Source organism: uncultured Arthrobacter sp. (genome assembly GCF_964021775.1).
In the GTDB taxonomy this organism is placed as follows: domain Bacteria; phylum Actinomycetota; class Actinomycetes; order Actinomycetales; family Micrococcaceae; genus Arthrobacter.
Genome location: NZ_CAXHZI010000004.1, coordinates 68,581 through 83,195, shown reverse-complemented (window position 1 = coordinate 83,195; position 14,615 = coordinate 68,581). Strand labels below are relative to the sequence as shown.

Here is a 14,615-nt window from a genome sequence, read left to right as displayed (position 1 = left end):
CTAGCCGCCACAGCTGGGAAATCTCTGCGAGCTCACGATCCCTTCCTCCACACCTGTGGATAACATTCCGGCCCCGCCTTGTGGTTAAGTGGACAACTTTCGCCCCAGGAGGAACCCCGCCCGGCCCTGCCCGCGCGGTGCCGTCTCCAGATGGCCGCGTGCAGCCCTCGCGGGCCGGACGGCGCCGGTGCCTTGGCGACCCGCCGGGGCGCGACAAGCCGTTTCAGGGACGCCCAGCGGGACCAGCCAGGTCGAGTCGCGGCGACGGTGGGTGCTGTGCGGCCATTTCTTATCTGATTTATAGCCGGTTATTCACAGGGTTGTTCACATTGTTAATAACTTGATGCTCTGAGTTTTGGTCCGGAAAGACCGTCGTCCGGGGCCTCCGGAGCCTTCGGTGCCGCCTCGGGCCCGAGTTTATCCCCACCTGTGGATAAGTTGTGGGTAGTCGACTGTTATTAAGTGGATAGGGCGAGGGCGGCCCTGGGATTGCAGATCCGGGGAGTAGCGCTGCGAATCCCGGGGGTCGTCATCCGGCAGGTTTCACCGGCGGTGGCGAGAACCTCGGTTATCCACAGGCAATCCACACTGTTAATAACTTACAGACCTGTAACTCACCGGCCTTCGGGAATAGCTTTGCTGATTATCCGGGCTAGGACGCCCGCCGGAGCTTGCCTGCGCCCGGCTGCGGCGCGCCCGGTTATCCCCAACCTGTGGATAACTTATGGTTTGTTGTGCACAGCTGTGGACCCAGCCGAGGCCCTGGGCCGCGGCCTAACGAAGCCACACGCCTGAGGTACCACGCCGGTGGGAGTCCACCAGATGGGTGTCCACCATCCCGATGGCTTCCATCAGGGCGTACATGGTGGTGGGCCCCACAAAGACAAAGCCCCGCTTGCGCAGCGCCTTGGACAGGGCAACGGACTCGGGTGAAGTTGTGGGGATCTCGGACAGGGCCGCGGGTTCAGGGGTGGTGTCCGGCTGGAAGCTCCAGACGAAGTCCACCAGGCCGCCGTCGTCCCTGAGATCAAGGGTGGCGCGGGCGTTGGTGATGGCGGCGCGGATCTTGAGCCGGTTGCGCACAATGCCGGCGTCCTGCAGCAACCGCTCTACGTCGTCGTCGGTGAAGGCGGCCACGGTCTCGGGGTGGAAGTCGGCGAAGGCGGCCCGAAAAGCCGGCCGCTTGCGCAGGATCGTCGCCCAGGACAGGCCGGCCTGGAAGGCTTCCAGGGAGATTCGTTCATAGAGGCCCTGTTCATCCCGGACCGGGAGGCCCCACTCGGTGTCGTAATAGTCGCGCAGGAGCGGGTCTGCGGCCGCCCAGAGCGGCCGGGCCAATCCGTCGTCACCGATGATGCAGCCACTGGAAACGTCCGGTGTCATCGCAGGGTCCTTTGCTAGAGAGTTGCCTCCCGGCCAGATCGCCCGCCGGCCGGTGCGGCATGGGCTTAACGCGGCAGGCCGGCACATTGAGTGTGCCGGCCTGCCGCGAAGGAAATGAGGGGATCAGGAACGCCAACGCGTGGTCATCAGGAAGCCCACGATGGCGATGCCGAACCCGGCGACGATGTTCCACGACGCCCAGTCGCGCACCGGGAGGGTGCCTTCGCTGATGTAGAAGGTGATGATCCACAGCAGGCCGATGATCATCAGGCCAAACATCACCGGCTTGAACCAGACGGGGTTGGGCTTGTAGGCCTGCGTCGCAGCAGTCTGCTCCGCAACGCGGGCAGTCCTCTTTCGCGGCTTCGACTCGGGCACGGGTCCTCCTTGGCGGCTGGATGAGGAGCGGTACCCCGGCTTGATATCCTGCAAGAAAGGAAAAGCCGGCGGTCAACGCGCTCTTGGTCAAGTATGAAATCCTAATCGCAGCCAATTCTAGCTGTAGTTCAGGCCACACCCGCGCCCGTTGCGAACGCCCCATAAGGAGAGCCCACGGTGCTGCAGGAGAAGGCAGAACCCCTTGCCGCACCTGCCACCGGCAGCAGAGCCCCGCGGGGCGCCCTGTCCCGCACCCTCCAGGTCTTCGGCGAGCTGCTGCTGACCGCCGGGGCGGTCCTGCTGTTGTTTGTGGCCTGGCAACTTTGGTGGACCAACCTCGACGCCGACGCCCGGCAACGCGACGTCGTGAGGGATTTCGCGCGAAGCCTTGCCGGCCCGGCCGGGTCCTCCGCATCCGTCCCGGCTGCCGGCCCCGCACGTTTCGGCCCCATGAAGCCCGATTACGGCCCGGCCGCCGTCGCCGCCGAGCCGGACGCCGGCGCGACGATCGGCGTCGTCTACATCCCCCGCTTCGGCGCCGGCTACACCCGACCGGTCGTCCAGGGAACCACACCTGCCGTGCTGGATTCCCTGGGCCTGGGACACTACCCCGGCACCGCAATGCCTGGCGCGGCCGGTAATTTTGCCGTGGCCGGTCACCGGCAGACCCACGGCGCCGTGCTGGACAACATCGACACCCTGGTCCCCGGGGACAGGATCTACGTGCAAACCCGCGAGGGCTACTACGTGTACCGCTACCGCAACAGCGACATCGTCCTGCCCTCGGCGACCGAGGTCCTGTTGCCCGTCCCGGCGCAGCCGGCGGCCACCCCCACGGAAAGCTACCTCACCATGACCAGCTGCAACCCGCGGTTCGGTTCACAGGAGCGCATCATTGCGTACTCGCTGCTGGAGCACTGGCAGCCGGCTTCGGCCGGCCCCCCGGCCGAGATCGCAGCCCAGGCGGCGCGCACCCTCGGGGAGGGCTAGGCAGATGTATGGATGGATTTTCCGCCGGCTGCCCGGCCCGTTGTGGCTCAGGATTGTCACGTCGCTGGTATTGCTGGGCGGCGTGCTGGTATTGATGGTTCAGTTCCTCTTTCCCTGGATGGCGCAATTTAGCCCGTTCACTGATTCGACGATTGGTATGGCAAGGCACCCATGAGCACAACCAAGATCCTGGTCGTAGACAACTACGACAGCTTTGTCTACACCCTGGTCGGCTACCTCCAGGAGCTCGGGGCGGAGACCACCGTGGTCCGCAACGACGATGTGACGCTGGCCGAGGCGATCGAGATGGCCGAAGCGCGCGACGGCGTCCTCATCTCACCCGGCCCCGGCGCCCCCGCAGATGCAGGGGTCTGCATCGAGCTGATCAAGTGGTGCGGCAGCCACAACAAGCCGATGCTGGGGGTCTGCCTGGGACACCAGGCGCTGGCCGAAGCCTACGGCGGACGCGTCACCCACGCCCCGGAGCTGATGCACGGCAAAACCTCGCTCGTCGAACACCACGGGACCAGCGTCTTCCCCGGTCTTCCCTCGCCGTTCACCGCGACCCGCTACCACTCTCTCGCCGCCGTCCGGGAAAGCATCCCGGAGGACCTGGAGATCACCGCGGAGACGGCGACCGGCGTCGTGATGGGATTGCAGCACCGCACGGCACCGCTGTGCGGCGTCCAGTTCCACCCCGAGTCCGTGCTGACCGAGGGCGGGTACCTGATGCTGGGCAACTGGCTCGAGTCCCTGGGCATGGCGGGGGCGGCGGAACGCGCCGCGGCGTTGAGCCCGCTAATCCAGCACTGACTCCGGCCTGCGGTTAGCCGGCGGTCAGCCCGCCGGGTCCAGCAGCTTGCCGACGCCTTCCGTCACGTCGGTCCCGGTGGGCGACGGCGTCGGTGAAGGCGTGGGGGTCTGCGTCGGCGGGGGCGGCGGGGCCTTGGCCACGGTCACCGTGATCGCCTTGCCCTGCTCGACGGCGGCGTCCGCGGCGTCGCTTTGGGCCGTCACCTTGCCGGGCTGGACCTGGGAGTTTTCGACTTCCTTGATGATGGCCAGCAGCCCCACCTTCTTCAGCGCGGCCTGCGCCTCCGCCTTCGGCAGGCCGACGAGCTGCGGCACGGCCACCTTTCCGGTGGAGACAATGATTTCCACCGTGCTGTCCACCGCCACGGCCTGCGCCGGCGCCGGGTTGGTCGTGATGACAATCCCCGCCGGCACGTTGGGGCTGTTGCTCAGGGTGGTCTTCGGCGCGCCGGTGAGGCCGGTGCGGCGCAGCTCGTCCCTGGCGTCCGCCTCGGTCCGGCCGGCCAGATCAGAGGGGATGGTGATCACACTGGGGCCCTCGGAGATGTTCAGGGTGATCTCCGAATTGACCTCCAAGGGGCTCCCGGCGGGCGGCGCGGTGTCCACCGCGATGCCCTTGGGGATGCTCTCGTGCTGGATGCGTTTCAACTGAGGCTTCAGCCCGGCGTTGTAAAGCCTCTGCAGCGCCTCGGATTCGGTCATCGACGCCACGACGGGAACGTCCACCTTGGCCACTGGGGCGGGCCGCTGGTTGACCATGTTGTAGAGCCACAGGCCGCCCCCCGCCAGCACCAGCAGGGTGAAGATCAACAACGTTGCCGTCCACATTCGCCGTCGGGATTTCTGCCGGGGGGTGGGTTCGCGTTCCGCCGGCAGGCTCAGTGGCAGGCTGTCGGTGTCCGGGCGCCCGGGACCGGAGCCGGACGCGGGCTGAACGGCTGGCACCTCGACGTCGGCAGCGGTCTGTTGCGGCGCGAAACGGCCGGAAGGGGCGTCATCGAGGAATTTCGCCCCGGTCATGGCAAAAGCGGCCGTGGGCGGCAGCTGCTCCGACCCAGCCACCGTGTTGTTCGGGTCCGTCGGCGCCTCGCTGGGCGGCAGGGCGGCTACGGGGACGCCGCTGCGCGCAGCCCTCAGCGCGCGACGGAAAGCCGCGGCGTCCTGGAACCTGTCGGCCCGGTTCTTTTGCAGCGCCTTGGCCAGCACACTGTCCAGCGCCGTGGATACGTCGGGGTTGAGGCTGCTGGCCGGCTCCGGGATCTCCCGGACGTGCTGGTAGGCGACGGACACCGGGCTGTCCCCGACGAACGGCGGGCGCCCGGTCAGCATTTCGTACAAAAGGCATCCCGCCGAGTACAGGTCGCTCCGCGCGTCGACAGTTTCGCCGCGGGCCTGTTCCGGGGAGAGGTACTGCGCGGTTCCCACCACGGCCTGCGTCTGCGTCATGGTGGCCGAAGAGTCGGCCATGGCGCGGGCAATCCCGAAGTCCATCACTTTCACGCTGTTCGAATCCGGGCAAAACATTACGTTCGCCGGCTTGATGTCGCGGTGCACGATCCCGGCCTTGTGGCTGTAGTCGAGCGCGGCGAGCACTCCGAGCGAGAAGTCGATGGCCTGGTCAATCGTGACTTCCTTGGCCTTGATCAGGTCGCGGATTGTCTTGCCGGAGACGAACTCCATCACGATGTACGGCACCCGCACGGTGTCGTCGTGGCCGCCGGGGACGGCATGGTCCCCGGTGTCGAAGACCGCAACGATCGAGGGGTGGTTCAGGGCCGCAACGGCCTGGGCCTCGCGCTTGAACCGGGCCTGGAATTGCGGGTCCCGGGCCAGGTCCGGACGGAGCAGCTTGATCGCCACGGTCCGCCCCAGCCGGGTATCGAGGCCGCGGAACACATCAGCCATGCCGCCGCGGCCGATCAGCTCACCCAGCTCGTAGCGCCCGCTGAGGACTCGCTGCGCCGGAACCGGGCTGCTGTCCTCGCGGTGTGATGGAGTGCGGGGCGAAGTGGACAAGGATGCCTACTTGGTGGTGCTGACGCTTGGTGAAGGCGAGGGCTCGGGAGTGCTCGGAGCGGGCGCGGTGGCAAGGTGGTAGATCACCACGGAACCGCTGGCGACTTTCTCCCCCGATCCCGGTTCCGAGCTCACGAAGGTGCCCTCCTGCTGGGTTCCGTCACCCTCAACCGGAGCACCTTTCTGCCAGCGCAGGCCGGCGGCCTGGATGGCCTGCTGGACCTGGGCTTCGCTGGCCCCCTGCTCCAGCGGCGGGACGGAAACCATTTCCGGGCCCTTGGAATAGCTCACGGTTATGGTGTCACCGGGCTGAACGGGGCCGGAAGGATCGATGTCGAGGACAGTGTTAGGTGCGGCGGGGTCGTTGACGGGATTCCCCTTGACCTGGAGATTCATGCCAATGAGTTCAGCGCGGACATCGTTGTAGGGCCGCCCCTTGTAGGCGTCCGGCACCAGGTTGATGGCGGGAGGCGTCGACTGGGTGGGTGTAGCCGAACTGCTCGTCGGGCTGGGGCTTGGGCTCTTGGACGTGGGTGCAGCGCTCGTGGTGCTCGCTTTGGCGCTGGAACTGGTGGCCGCCGGGGACGAGGGGAACAGGATCCCGGCCTGTGAGAGGACGACCCCCACCAGGGCAAACAACACCAGCAGGATCAGGGCGATCAGCGGCCAGGTCCAGGGGCTGCGGCCCCGGCGTTTCGGCTCTTCCTCGGGCTCGTAGCCGTCGTAGTCCTCTTCCTCCGGGACCCAGGTCCGCTGCGCAGCCAGCGCATCCGCGCGCGACAGGGCATTGCGGGCGCCGTGGCCGCTGGCTGCGGCTGCCCCCGCAGCCATGCCGGCCGCGGCACCGGCACCCGCGGCGCCAATGACCGGCAACGCCGACGTCGACTTGTCGTCCGCGGCGCTGGCGCCGATCACGCCGGTTGCGGCGGTGGCAACATCCACCGGGGCGGTAATGGGGCCGGTGGCGGCCTCAAAGAGCAACATGCCCGGGACAGCCGCGTGGGCGGCCGCGATGTCGCCGTTGCGGATGGCGTCGGCAGCCTCAGCCAGCTTGATCGCGTCGGCCGGGCGGTTCTTCGGATCCTTGGCCAGCATCGACATCAGGAGGGCACGCACCGGCTTGGGCAGGGTTTCGGGCAGCGGCGGCGGGGCGTCATTGACCTGGGCCAGCGCAATGGCAATCTGGGATTCGCCGGAGAACGGACGGTGCCCGGTGAGGCACTCATAGCCGATGACGCCGAGCGAATAGATGTCAGAGGCGCCGGTCGCGGTCTGGCCGGTGGCCTGCTCCGGAGCGAGGTACTGGGCGGTGCCCATCACCTGGCCCGTCTGCGTCAGCGGAACCTGGTCCGCCAGCCGTGCGATGCCGAAGTCGGTGACCTTGACCCGGCCGTCCGGCGTGATGAGCAGGTTGCCCGGCTTGATGTCGCGATGCACCAGGCCCTGGGCGTGCGCGACGGACAGCGCCCGTGCGGTCTGCGAAATCATCGACAAAGTGCGGTCCGGCGAGAGGACCTGCTCGTGCTCGATGATGCTGCTGAGCGGCTGGCCGGGAACGAGTTCCATAACGAGGTAGGCGGAGCCCTCCTCCTCGCCGTAGTCAAAGACGTTGGCGATGCCTACGTGGTTCAGCAGGGCGGTATGCCGCGCCTCGGCCCGAAAGCGCTGGAGGAAGCCCGGATCGCCGGTGTATTCCTCCTTGAGGACCTTGATGGCCACGATCCGGCCAAGGATCAGGTCCTTGGCCTTCCACACTTCCCCCATACCGCCGATCGCAATGCGTGTGGTCAGCTGGAATCTTCCGCCGAGGGTGATTCCCGATGTAGGCCTCACTTATTCAACACCGCCTCAAAAATCTTCTTCGCGTTCGGACTGGTTAGATTTGCGCCGGTGGTGATGTCCACGCCTTGCATGACGATGGTGACGGCCACTTGCGGGTCGTTGGCCGGGGCGAACCCGGTAAACCAAGAATTGTTCAGGCCGTTGCCGAGCTCGGCCGTGCCGGTCTTGCCGGCCACCTCGACGCCGGGAACCGCGGCACCGCGGGCGATGCCGTCGCTGACCACGCTGGTCATCCATTCGGAGATCTGGCGGGCAGTCTCCGGGCTCGTGGAGGTCCGGAGTGTCTCAGGCTTGGGTTCGTTGATGATCCGCAGATCCGGGGACCGCACGGCCTTGACCAGGTTGGGCTTCATCTGGACGCCGCCGTTGGCGATCGCGGCGGTCATCATGTTGATCTGCAGCGGCGTGGCACGGACGTCGCGCTGGCCGATGGCCGACTGCGCCAGGCCGGCGTCGTCCAGCGGTTCGGTCGGGAATTTGCTCTTTGCATAATCGAGCTTGAGCTGGTCACCGAAGTCCTGCCCGAAGCCGAACTTGGCGGCTTCCTCTTCGATTGCCTTCTGCCCCAGGTCCAGGGCGATGCTGGCAAACGGAGTGTTGCAGGACTGCTGCAGGGCGAAGGCGAACGAGGCCGTGTTCCGGGTGTAGCAATTGCCGCCGGCGTAGTTCGGCAGCTTGTACTGGATGCCCGGGAACGGCATCTCGGCCGGGTTCGGCAGCACGCTGTCCTTGTTGTACTTCCCGGAACCCAGGGCCGCCGCCGTGTCGATGATCTTGAAGACGGAACCCGGTGCCAGCAGGGCGCCGGTGGGGCCGCTCACGGACTGGTTCAGGTTGATGCCGGGGATCTTGTTCAGCTTGGTGATGTTGGCGGCTTCGGCGTCGGCATCCTGGGTGGCGATCAGGTTGGGGTCATACGAGGGCTTGGACACCATCGCCAGGACGGCGCCGGTTCTGGGGTTGGTCACCACGATCGATCCGCGCTGGCCGTCCGGAATCAGGTCGTAGGCGAGTTTCTGGATTTTCGGGTCGAGCGTGAGCTCGACCGAGGCGCCCTTGGGCTGGTTGCCGAGGAACAACTGGCCCACCCGGTCCAGGAACAGCTGGTCCGAGCTGCCGGCGAGCTGTTCGTTCATCGCCAGTTCCATGCCGGTCAGGCCGTAGTTTTTGGAAAAGTATCCGGTGATGCCGGCGTACAGTTCCGGCTGGGTGTAGGTGCGCTGGAACTGGCAGCTGTCCGTGCCGGCGACTGACTGCGCCACGGGCTTGCCCCCGACGATGATGGCGCCGCGGTCGTTGCAGTAGTTCTGCAGCAAGGTGCGCTTGTTCCAGGCGTTGGCCTTGAGTTCGTCGGCGCCGACCACCTGGACGTAGCTGAGCGCGCCGAAGATCAGCGCGAACATCGCGATCGCGGCGATCCAGGAGTTGCGAATGGCCTGGTTCACAGTTTCACCGCCTCGGTGGGAGCGTCTGGACTGGTGGCGCCGGTGCCGCGGGCCGGCGCCGTGGCCGGCTTGGGCGGCATGGCCGGGACGTCTTTCGCCGCGTCAGGGTCCTGTCCCGGTGGCAGGGGCGTGGTGTCCACCGGTCCGCGGGCGGTGTGGGAGATCATCAGCAGCAGGCCCACGATGATCCAGTTCGCCAGCAGCGACGAGCCGCCGGCGGCGAGGAACGGCGTCGTCAGGCCGGTCAGCGGAATCAGGCGGGTCACGCCGCCGATCACCACGAAGCACTGCAGCGCAATGGCAAAGGACAGCCCGGTGGCGAGCAGCTTGCCGAACGCGTCCCGGGTGCCGAGCGCGGCCCGGAAGCCGCGGGTGAACAGCAACAGGTACATCAGCACAATCGCGAACACGCCGATCAGCCCGAGTTCCTCGCCAAAGGAGGCGACGATCATGTCGCTGTTGGCGAAGGGGACGAGGTTGGGACGCCCCTGGCCCAGGCCGGTACCGACGAGGCCGCCGTTGGCCATGCCGAACAGCCCCTCGACGATTTGCCGGCTGCCGCCGAATTCACGGTCGTAGACCTCGGGCGTGAAGGCGTTGAGCCAGCCATCGATCCGCAGTGCCACATGCGAGAAAACTTTGGACGCGACAAAGCCGCCGCCCACCATCAGCACCACGCCGATGATCACCCAGCTGATCCGGCTGGTGGCCACGTAGATCATCACCAGGAACAGGCCGAAGAACAGGATCGAGGTGCCGAGGTCGCGCTGGAAGATCAGCACGCCGATGCTGACCAGCCAGGCCGTGATCATGGGGCCCATGTCCTTGAACCGGGGGAACTGCACCGGGCCGATTTTGCGCCCGGCGAGCAGGATGAGGTCCCGGTTGGAGGAAAGGTAGCCGGCGAAGAAGATGGCGAGGGTGATCTTTGCGATTTCGCCGGGCTGGAAGGTCATGGAGCCGAGTTTGATCCAGACGCTGGCGCCCAGGACTTCGCCGGCGGAGATACCCGGAACCAGCGGAAGGATCAGCAAGACGGCACTGACCGCGAGCGAAATATAGGTGAAGCGGCGCAGGATCCGGTGGTCTTTCAGGAACCAGATCACAACGATGGCCACGGCCATCGCCACCAGGGTCCAGCGCAACTGGTTGTTGCCGGTGTCCTCGTTGACGCGGTCCAGTCGGTGGATCATGGCCAGGCCGAGACCGTTGAGGGCCACGACCAGCGGAAGTATTACCGGATCGGCATATTTAGCGCGGATGCGGAGCACAAGGTGGAACGCCAGCGCTGCGGCTGTGAGTAGCCCGGACTGGAACCAGAAGTCAGTGTCGAAGGCCTTTTGCCGGTCGACGCCGACCAGGGCGTTCGCGCCGATCCCCACCGTGAGGGCGAGGATCAGCAGCACCAGCTCGGCGTTGCGGCGCGGCCTGGGTGTGGGATCGATCGGCGTCACTTCGCCACCTCACAGTAGCTCGGAGACGGCGTCGGGGTGGGGGTGGGCGAGGCCGACTTGGACCGTGCCGAACCGGAGGGCGCCGCAGTGGCCCGTGCGGTCGCCGAGGCGCTGGCACTGGGTGTCGGGGAGGGCGTGAGGCACTCGTCAGCCGGCGCCGTTGTGCCGGTGCGCTCCAGGTTCTTGACGATCCGTTGCGCGTCGTACAGGTCCCGCGCGGGAACAGTCTGGCGTACACGCTGCTGCGAGAACTCTGGCAGGTCAGACATCCGGATATCGGTCACCGTTTCGAGGGTGGAAAGCGGAATGGGGCCCAGGCGCTGGGAGACCCCGTTGAAAATCGCGACCCGCTGATCGTGCTCACCAACGTAGTACCGGGTCTGGGTCCACGCGTAGCCGAGCCAGAGACCGATGCCCAGCACGGCCACGATCGCCGCAGCGATGGAGATCGTTAGCCAGCGACGGTGCCTGACCGGGGGCTTGTCGTCTTCCGACTCGTCCTTGTCCTGCTCGGCCTTGTGTGTCAGGACGGTTGCGGCCCGGCGGGCCACGGTCCGGCCGGCAATGGACGGGATGGAACCGGATGCCGCCGCGGCCGCTGCGGCTCCGACGAGCTCATGGGGCCGCGTGGACAGTTCCTCGCGCAGGACTTCGGCAGACAGATGCTCGCCCAGATGCGGGTCGGTCGACGGCGGGGGTTCCGCCGCGGTGCCCGCGCCCTCCGGGCCCTTGCCGGTCGCCCCGCCGGACTTGCCGTCCCGCGTACCGTCCGAAGGTGCCGCGTCCGACGGCGTACCCTCGGCTGCCGCGCCCGCAAAGGTGCTGCCGGAGGGAGGTGCGGCCGGCGTGGCCCGGGGCGTAGACGTCGCGGTGACGGGGGCCGGGGAAGCGACGACCGTGACGGCGGCGGTGTTCACGTCGTCGGGCGTCTGTTCGGCGATGTCCAGCATCACGACCGTCACGTTGTCCGGTGAACCGGCCTCCAAGGTGAGGTCAACGAGCCGTTCGGTGCATTCGCGCAGGTCTTTGGTCTCCCGGACGGTGCGCTCCACGACGTGGCCGGCCACGTAGTTCAGCCCGTCGGAGCAGAGCAGCCAGCGTTCGCCGGGTTCGACGTCGAGGATGTCCAGGTCCAGTTCGGGGCTGGCGTCGACGTCGCCGAGGACACGCATCAGCACGTTTTTGTGCGGATGGGTTTCGGCTTCCTCGGGGCGCAGCCTGCCCTCGTCGATCAGCCGCTGGACGAAGGTGTGGTCCACGCTGACCTGTTCGAAGGTGCCGTGGCGCAGCCGGTAGGCGCGGGAGTCACCGATGTGGGCAAAATGCAGCTTGCCCTCGGCCAGCAGCAGGGCCGTGACGGTGGTTCCCATCCCGGCCAGTTTCGGATTCATGTGGACCAGCTCGGAGAGCAGCGAGTTGGCCGTCTGGATCTCGTCCGCCAGGACGGTGTCAGCATCGCCGGAGTAGTCATCGCGGTCCAGGTGGATCATGTCCAGCACGGTTGCGGCGGACGCCACGTCACCGCCGGCATGGCCGCCCATGCCGTCCGCGACGACGGCGAGGTGGCGGCCCACGTAGGCGGAGTCGTCATTTTTCGCACGGACACGCCCGACGTCGGAGCGCGCGGCATAGCGCATGATGAGCGGCCGCTTCGGGGCAGTTGCTGCCGTGTCTGCGGGGGATTCGGGGGCAGCCATGGCTACGGCCTCAATTCAATGACCGTCTTGCCGATTCTCACGGGGACACCCAGCTCCACCGGAAGTGCCCGGGTGAGCTGTTGATCTGCCAGATACGTGCCGTTGGTGGAACCGAGGTCCTCGATGAACCAGCGGCTGCCCTGCGGAAACAGCCGGGCGTGCCGGCCGGAGGCATAGTCGTCCTCCAGGACCAGGGTGGCTTCCTGGGCGCGGCCGAGGAGGATCGGGCTCGCGGCCAGCGGAAGGGTGGTGCCTTTCAGCGGCCCCTCGGTGACGACGAGTTGGCGGGCCTGCTGCTTCACGGGGGCGGGAGCAGGTTCGGCCAGCGCAGGGTTGCGGCGCACCTGGCGTGCCGTGGGGGCGCCGGCGGCGGCTTTGCGGCCGATCATCAGGTCCCGGCGCATGGCGGAGACGATGCTGAAGATGAGGACCCAAAGGAGGATCAGGAAACCAAAGCGCAGTGCGGTGATGGTCAGTTCACTCACGGGCGGCCGCCCGGGTTGGCGGGCATCAGGCGGAAGATGATTTTGGTCCGTCCCATCGTGATCGTGGCGCCGTCGGCAAGTTCCGAACTGCCCACCACTTTATGGCCGTTCACGTAGCTGCCGTTGGTGGAGCCCAGGTCGATTGCCTGAGCCACACCGTCGCCGGTGCGGATTTCCAGGTGCCGGCGTGAAACCCCGGTGTCGTCGATCAGGATGTCCGCTTCGGAGGACCGGCCCAGCACCACCGAGGACGCGTTCAGCGAATAACGCTGACCGTCAATGTCCAGGACCGGCTGGAAGCGGCCGGGCTGGCGGGTGGGGGCTGCGGGCATCGAAGCCTGGCTGCCTGGCTGGGTGGGGGAGCCGCCGGCCTTTTCGGTCCGCGACGTGATCTCGAAGTCGCCGGCACGGCGCTCCTCGTCCCGGCGGAAACTGATCCGCACCGGGCCCTGGAGCGTGTAACCCTGGCTGCGGACGTGATTGATGACGACGTCGCACAGTTCTTCCGCGAGCGGCGTGCCCCACTCCTGGGCGCGCTGGAAATCATCGCCGCTGAGCAGGACATCGAAAACGTTGGGGGCCAGGGTGCGTCCCGCGGCGATGGTGAGCGCTTTGTTGTCCACTTCCCGGCGGAGGTGGCTGGCGATCTCAACCGGCTCAACCTGCGCGCGGGAACCGGTGGAGAAGACTCCGCGGACGGCCTTTTCGATGCCGCGCTCGACTTTGTCCAGCAAGCCCATGGTCCTTCTCCTTTCCTGACAGCTGCCGGGCAGCGTTTGTTCCGGAACTCGGTTTCCAACATTCGCAGGGGCCCGCCGTAGTCGGGCACTCCTACATCAGATACTACTGGGCAAGGCTGGGAATGGCCTTAATGAGCCCCGCCGCCGGGGCCAGGGAATTTGCGGCGGAGGGGCTCTGACATGCGCGGATGTCCGGACGGCGACGCCGGAGCGCTGCGGCCGCGGCCCCGCGGAAGGGCCGGCCGCCGGAGGCGCTGACGCGGTGGTTTGGCGCCTCCGGAGCCCCGATTGGTGTTTTCCCGCAGTTGTCCGTTATGCTTGATCTCGCTGCTTTTACGAGGTAGACGGTCCGGTTTCCGGGCCCTCAGCCGGGTGAAAGAAGTTGCGCGCGAGTGGCGGAACGGCAGACGCGCTGGCTTCAGGTGCCAGTGTCCGAAAGGGCGTGGGGGTTCAAATCCCCCCTCGCGCACGCAAACGAAAGAACCCCGGTCTTCGGACCGGGGTTCTTTTTCTTTCATCGGGTTCTTTGGTCCGCCGCGCGGGCGACTCCGTGCGGGCGCCTTGCCACCGGCGGCGGGGCGCGACTACTCGCGCAGCGCCCCGAAGCCCGCCACCAGCGCCTCGAGCCCCAGGCTGAAGGCCGCGTCGGCCTGGTTAGTGTAGCCCTGCCCGCCGAGGCTGGCGACGGCGGCGGAGAAGTTCGGCGTCGAGGCCGCGAGGCTGCCGGAATCGAAGATGTCCGCAGGGGCCGTTACGTCATAGGCGGAGCCGAAGATAAAGGACTCCAGGGCCACGATCGCGGAAATGATGCGCCCCTGCGGGAAGCCTGCCCGGCGGAATCCCGCACTGACGGCCTCGTACATGGCCAGGGTCTTCGGCGCATCCGCGACCGGCAGCACCGCAATGACCGGAATCAGCGGGGTATGACGCGAGAAGACATCACGGTAACTCCAGGCCCAGTCCCGGACGGCCTGGTCCCAGGGCTCGGTCTCAAAGGCCGACACGTCCACGAACGATGTCAGGTGGTCCTGGATCAGGACCAGCACCTCCCGTTTGGAGGACACATGGTTATAGAGGGCGGACGGCGCAACGTTCAAGGAACGGGCCAGGGCCGCCATGGTGAAGCCGTCGTAGCCACTCTTGCGGACCAGTTGCAGTGCCGCGGCGGTGATGCCGTCCAGGTCGAGGACGGCCGAGGCGGGCCGGCCGACCCGGCGGCGCGGTTTGGCGTCGGGACGGTGCGGATCCGCGGTGGCGCTGGTAGCTGCCGGCATTCCGGGCCTTTCTTCTGGGCTGTCCCAAGGATTATTCCACCGGATGCCATTTTGCGCCGGGGTCTTCCCTCTTTCTATCCGTGCCGCTATAGTCATCC

The 14,615-nt window shown here is 66.9% G+C and carries 12 protein-coding genes and 1 tRNA gene; 3 read left to right on the top strand and 10 right to left on the bottom strand.

What is annotated here, in order from left to right; translation table 11 throughout:
• Positions 1–774: 774 nt before the first annotated feature.
• A complete protein-coding gene (locus ABIN76_RS05590; protein WP_346958733.1) occupies positions 775–1,383 on the bottom strand; it encodes a DNA-3-methyladenine glycosylase I in 609 nt (202 codons plus the stop codon).
• Positions 1,384–1,506: 123 nt separating this feature from the next.
• The gene (locus tag ABIN76_RS05585) at positions 1,507–1,761 is read right to left on the bottom strand and encodes a cell division protein CrgA (RefSeq protein ID WP_346958732.1); all 255 of its coding nucleotides are present in this window, start codon (positions 1,759–1,761) and stop codon (positions 1,507–1,509) included.
• A 180-nt stretch (positions 1,762–1,941) separates the two neighbouring features.
• Between ABIN76_RS05585 and ABIN76_RS05580 the strand changes: the two genes are divergently transcribed.
• The gene (locus tag ABIN76_RS05580) at positions 1,942–2,751 is read left to right on the top strand and encodes a class E sortase (RefSeq protein WP_346958922.1); all 810 of its coding nucleotides are present in this window, start codon (positions 1,942–1,944) and stop codon (positions 2,749–2,751) included.
• A 171-nt stretch (positions 2,752–2,922) separates the two neighbouring features.
• The gene (locus ABIN76_RS05575; protein ID WP_346958731.1) at positions 2,923–3,564 is read left to right on the top strand and encodes an aminodeoxychorismate/anthranilate synthase component II; all 642 of its coding nucleotides are present in this window, start codon (positions 2,923–2,925) and stop codon (positions 3,562–3,564) included.
• A gap of 24 nt (positions 3,565–3,588) precedes the next feature.
• On the opposite strand, the gene pknB is transcribed toward ABIN76_RS05575, so the two are convergent.
• From pknB to ABIN76_RS05540, 7 genes are read right to left on the bottom strand one after another with little or no spacing between them, the layout of a single operon-like run.
• Positions 3,589–5,580, bottom strand: a complete 1,992-nt coding sequence (gene pknB / locus ABIN76_RS05570; protein WP_346958730.1) for a Stk1 family PASTA domain-containing Ser/Thr kinase — start codon at positions 5,578–5,580, stop codon at positions 3,589–3,591.
• Positions 5,581–5,586: 6 nt separating this feature from the next.
• The gene (locus ABIN76_RS05565) at positions 5,587–7,413 is read right to left on the bottom strand and encodes a protein kinase (protein ID WP_346958729.1); all 1,827 of its coding nucleotides are present in this window, start codon (positions 7,411–7,413) and stop codon (positions 5,587–5,589) included.
• Positions 7,410–8,867: a penicillin-binding protein 2 gene (locus ABIN76_RS05560; protein ID WP_346958728.1), complete on the bottom strand. Its 1,458-nt coding sequence runs from the start codon at positions 8,865–8,867 to the stop codon at positions 7,410–7,412. Before ABIN76_RS05560 ends, ABIN76_RS05565 begins: the two co-directional genes overlap by 4 nt.
• A complete protein-coding gene (locus ABIN76_RS05555; protein WP_346958727.1) occupies positions 8,864–10,321 on the bottom strand; it encodes an FtsW/RodA/SpoVE family cell cycle protein in 1,458 nt (485 codons plus the stop codon). Before ABIN76_RS05555 ends, ABIN76_RS05560 begins: the two co-directional genes overlap by 4 nt.
• Positions 10,318–12,018 (bottom strand): protein phosphatase 2C domain-containing protein, encoded by a 1,701-nt coding sequence (locus ABIN76_RS05550; RefSeq protein WP_346958726.1) that lies wholly within the window; start codon positions 12,016–12,018, stop codon positions 10,318–10,320. The genes ABIN76_RS05555 and ABIN76_RS05550 overlap by 4 nt, the downstream gene beginning before the upstream one ends.
• 2 nt (positions 12,019–12,020) lie before the next feature.
• On the bottom strand, positions 12,021–12,503 hold the full coding sequence (locus ABIN76_RS05545; RefSeq protein WP_056736728.1) for an FHA domain-containing protein: 483 nt from the start codon (positions 12,501–12,503) through the stop codon (positions 12,021–12,023).
• Positions 12,500–13,243, bottom strand: a complete 744-nt coding sequence (locus ABIN76_RS05540; protein WP_346958725.1) for a DUF3662 and FHA domain-containing protein — start codon at positions 13,241–13,243, stop codon at positions 12,500–12,502. The genes ABIN76_RS05545 and ABIN76_RS05540 overlap by 4 nt, the downstream gene beginning before the upstream one ends.
• Positions 13,244–13,629: 386 nt before the next feature.
• On the opposite strand from ABIN76_RS05540, the gene ABIN76_RS05535 reads away from it, so the two are divergent.
• A tRNA-Leu gene (locus ABIN76_RS05535) sits at positions 13,630–13,712 on the top strand.
• A gap of 115 nt (positions 13,713–13,827) precedes the next feature.
• Here ABIN76_RS05535 and ABIN76_RS05530 read toward each other — a convergent pair.
• Positions 13,828–14,517, bottom strand: a complete 690-nt coding sequence (locus tag ABIN76_RS05530; RefSeq protein ID WP_346958724.1) for a TetR/AcrR family transcriptional regulator — start codon at positions 14,515–14,517, stop codon at positions 13,828–13,830.
• Between the last annotated feature and the right edge of the window lie 98 nt (positions 14,518–14,615).